The sequence below is a fragment of the Pelomonas sp. KK5 genome (assembly GCF_001984095.1).
Lineage (GTDB): Bacteria > Pseudomonadota > Gammaproteobacteria > Burkholderiales > Burkholderiaceae_C > KK5.
This window is the reverse complement of record NZ_LYVQ01000370.1, coordinates 1-3,800: the sequence shown is the minus strand read 5'-3', so window position 1 is coordinate 3,800 and position 3,800 is coordinate 1. Positions and strand designations below refer to the sequence as shown.

5 protein-coding genes and 1 tRNA gene are annotated in these 3,800 nt (G+C 70.7%); 3 read left to right on the top strand and 3 right to left on the bottom strand.

Annotated features, from left to right (window positions below; all coding sequences use genetic code 11):
• A partial coding sequence (locus B0W88_RS30455; RefSeq protein ID WP_233151900.1) for a discoidin domain-containing protein occupies nt 1-582 on the bottom strand: 582 nt, incomplete at its 3' end.
• Between the two features lie 99 nt (nt 583-681).
• Between B0W88_RS30455 and B0W88_RS30450 the strand changes: the two genes are divergently transcribed.
• From B0W88_RS30450 to B0W88_RS30440, 3 genes are all read left to right on the top strand, one after another.
• Nucleotides 682-2,220 carry a PLP-dependent aminotransferase family protein gene (locus B0W88_RS30450; protein ID WP_077038247.1) on the top strand — a complete coding sequence of 513 codons (1,539 nt, stop codon included), beginning with the start codon at nt 682-684 and terminating at the stop codon, nt 2,218-2,220.
• Nucleotides 2,221-2,235: 15 nt separating this feature from the next.
• Nucleotides 2,236-2,311: transfer RNA gene (locus B0W88_RS30445), tRNA-Thr, on the top strand.
• 162 nt (nt 2,312-2,473) lie between these two features.
• Nucleotides 2,474-3,007, top strand: coding sequence for a DUF4124 domain-containing protein (locus B0W88_RS30440; RefSeq protein WP_144007083.1), 534 nt, complete (start codon nt 2,474-2,476; stop codon nt 3,005-3,007).
• Here B0W88_RS30440 and B0W88_RS30435 read toward each other — a convergent pair.
• Nucleotides 2,994-3,434 (bottom strand): molybdopterin-binding protein, encoded by a 441-nt coding sequence (locus B0W88_RS30435; RefSeq protein WP_233151899.1) that lies wholly within the window; start codon nt 3,432-3,434, stop codon nt 2,994-2,996. The two genes, B0W88_RS30440 and B0W88_RS30435, sit on opposite strands and share 14 nt — an antisense overlap.
• A 26-nt stretch (nt 3,435-3,460) precedes the next feature.
• Nucleotides 3,461-3,800 (bottom strand): methyl-accepting chemotaxis protein (locus tag B0W88_RS30430; RefSeq protein WP_233151898.1); only part of this gene is annotated, 340 nt, incomplete at its 5' end.

Below are 3,800 nucleotides of genomic sequence, written 5' to 3'. Positions count from 1 at the left end.
GGTCTGCGGCGGCGTGCCGCTGAAGGCCTGGATCTCGAAGATCGAGTAGCCGTACTGGCTCGAACGCGTCACGCCCTGCATGCGCAGGTAGCGGCCGCTGCCGGCGAGGCCGGTCCAGTCCTCGCTGCCGCCCTGGCTGTTGTCCACGGTCTTGATCGTGGTCCAGTTGGTGCCGTCGGTGGAGACCTGCAGCAGGTACTTCGTCGCGTGGGCGCGCTCCCAGTCGATGTGCACACGGGTGATCGTCACCACCTGGCCGTAGTCCAACGTCAGCCACTGGTCGTCGGAGAAGCCGCTGCCCCAACGGGTGTTGGCGTCGTGGTCGATCGCCGCGGCGGCGCCGAGGTCGCCGCGCTCGTTGGCGCTGCTGGTGGCGGCCACGGGGGTCAGGGCTTGCTCGGGCGCGGTGTCGCTCGCGCCCGAGGCCGCGAGCGCCGTCGCCCGGCCGTCGGCGGACTGCGCGGCCTGCGCCAGGCCCGGGTCCGAGCCGGCGCCGCCGCCGCAGCCTGCCAGGCACAGGGCGAACGCCAGCGCCGTCATTCCCCCACCGATCGTGCTGCTGCGATGTTCTCGATTCTTCATCTGCATTTCCCTCGTAGAAATCTTGTCAATGCTTTGCGTCTATCCTGCGCCGCCTCTTGACATGACAAGCAGACCAATCCGCCGCACAAGAGCAGACCAATGTCCGACTTCCTCGCCTTCGCGCCTCCCGAGCCCGGCCTGCCGCTGCAGCGCTGGCTGCTGAACGAATTGCGCGCCGCGATGCGCGATGGCCGCCTCCCCGCCGGCAGCCGGCTGCCGACCTCGCGTGCGCTGGCCGAGGCCCACGGCATCTCGCGCTCGACGGTCACCGCCGTCTATGCGCGCCTTCTTGCAGACGGTTACCTTGTGGGCGAGGTGGGCCGCGGGACCTTTGTAGCGCCGCAACGCAGGCCGAGCGAAACACCGGCGGCAGCACGCCCCGTCATCAAACCGTCACTGTCCGGGCAGGGCCGCACGATCGCCGCGGCCGGCGCCGGCCTGTACGGCTGCACGCGGCTGTTCCCCACCTTCGAGCCGGACCAGATCGACCTGGCCCTGCTGCCCAGCAACATCTGGCACACGCTGGCCGGCCGGCGCACGCAGCCGCATGAGGCGCGGCTGCTGCAGGAGGGCATGCCGCTGCAGGGCTATGCGCCGCTGCGGGACGCGCTGGCCGAGGTGCTGGCCACGACACGCGGCCTGCGCTCCTGCGAGCCGGAACGGCTGGTCATCGTGCCCGGCGTCGCGCCGGCCATCGACCTGCTCGCCCGGCTGCTGCTCGATCCCGGCGACCGCGCCTGGGTCGAGGACCCGGGGCCGCCTAACGTCCAGGCTCTGCTGACTGCGGCCGGCGCCGAAGTCGTCCCGCTGCCGGTGGACGAGCAGGGCATGCGGGTCGACGAGGGCCTGCGGCTCGCCCCCCGGGCGCGGCTGGCCCACGTGACCGCCGGCGTGCAGATGCCGCTGGGCCACGGCCTCTCCGCGGACCGGCGCTGGGCGCTGCAGCGCTGGGCCGAGCAGGCGCAGGCGCATGTGATCGTCGAGCAGCGCGATGTCGACTTCGTCTTCGGCGGCGCGCCCGAACCCGAGCTGGAGGACGACGAGCGCACCATCCATCTCGGCCACGTCACCTTCAACGCCTCGCCCGCGCTGCGGCTGGCCTGGCTGCTGCTGCCGCAGCATCTGGTCGACCCGGTCTGCGCGGCGCTGGCGCTGACCGGCGCCCTGCCCTCGGTGCTGGACCAGGCGGTGCTGCACGACTTCATCGCGCAGGGCCACTGGGCGCGCCACCTGCGCCTGGCCCGCGAGGTCTATGCCACCCGCTCGGCCCTGCTGCGCGAACAGCTGGACAAGCATTTCGGCCGCTGGATCGAGGTACCCGCGCAGCAGCGCGGCCTGACGCTCGCGCTGCGCCTGCGCAGCGGCGAGGTCAGCGATGTCGAGATCGCGGCACGCGCCGCCGCGGCCGGCATCGTCGTGCAGCCGCTGTCGCCGTTCAGCCGGCGGCAGCCGCCGGTGAACGGCCTGCGCCTGGGCTTCGCCGCCTTCCCGGAGGCCGGCATCCGCGGCGGCGTGGAGAAGCTGGTGGCCGCACTGGAGCGCCGGCGCACGACCAGCACCGGGCCGAACCCGCGACGCCGTCGGTCTGATGACGAATTATTTCTGCAGCCCTTGCCGACACCAAAAAAGTACGGCTAGAATAGCGGGCTCAGCGCCGGTGTAGCTCAGTTGGTAGAGCAGCGCATTCGTAATGCGAAGGTCGAGGGTTCGACTCCTTTCACCGGCACCAAGAAAAGACGGAAAGCCACCCTCACGGGTGGCTTTTTGCATGGCGCGCCGCAAACAGCGGCCACTGTCATCCGTAACCGTGGTTTGAAGCGTTGAGCACGCAGTGCTCCGGCATGCCCTCCTCGATGGCGGCCAGCACTGACGACAACCACGAGGCACGCCCATGACCCGAATGCTCCAGACCGTCACCGCATCCGTACTCGCGCTCGTCGCCTGCGGCGCGGCGCAGGCCCAATACCGCTGCGGCCGGCCGGACGGCTCGGTCTCCTTCCAGCAGACCCCTTGCGCGCAGGCGGACAAGTCCCAGAAGCTCGACATCAAGCCCGCATCGGGCTACGCCGCGCCGGAGGACGAGGCCGGCACGACCCGGCCCCGGCCGACCGTCGAGCAGCGCATGCTCAGCGGCCTCGAGGCCGAACGGCGCGTCCGCGAGCTGGAACAGCAGGTCGCAGATACCGAGAACCGGATCGCGCAGCACAACGACGCGATGGAGCGCGAGATCGCCGCCTTGCGCGCCCGCAAGACGAACGCGAAGAACAACCTCGCGGGCGCGACCTGGGAGCAGAGCCTGAGCACCGAGATGCAGGCCGTCACTCAGAAGTACCAGGCCTTGAACAACGTGGAGGTGCAGCGGCTCAGGCGGCAGCACCGCGAGCTGGACGCCGCGCGCGCCGCCCTCCCGCTCAGGACGCCTTGACCGCCAGCAGCACGCTGTAGGCCTTGAACACGGCCGTCGCCGGCCTGCCCACGGCCAGGCCGAGCGCATCGGCCGCGTCGTTGGTGATCGTGGCGGTGACCGTCTCGCCGCCGGCCAGCGCCAGCGCGACGACCGTCGTCACCGCGCCCTTGTCCACCTTGGCGATCGTGCCGGCCAGCTGGTTGCGGGCCGAGAGGCGGTAGCCGCCGAAGTCGGTCACCAGCACGATGGCCGAGGCCTTGATCAGCGCCACCGCCTCCGCACCCACGGCGAGGTTCAGGCTCTTGGCCGAATGGCTGGTCAACGTGGCAGTGATCTGCTGGCCGCCGCCCAGCGTGAGCACGACTTCCGTCGTCACCGGGCAGGCGTCGACTTGGCTGATCCTGCCGGCGAACTGGTTGCGGGCGCTGGTCTTCATCATCGTCATGGCAAGTCCTCGTCAGGCAAAGCGCTTCAATGCCGGGCCAACCGGAAGCGGCCGACCGTCTGGGCCAGGCTGCCGGCCTGCTCCCTCAGCGAACCGGCAGCGGCCGTGGCCTCCTCGACCATGGCCGCATTCTGCTGCGTCATCTGGTCCATCTGCGCGATCGACTGGTTGACCTGCTCGATGCCGCCGGTCTGCTCGCGGCTGGCGGCGGCGATCTCGCCCATGATGTCGGTGACGCGGCGCACGCTGCCGACGATCTCGGTCATCGTGCGGCCGGCCTCGTCCACCAGGCGCGTGCCCAGCTCGACCTTCTCGGCCGAGTCGCCGATCAGCCCCTTGATCTCCTTGGCCGCCTGCGCGCTGCGC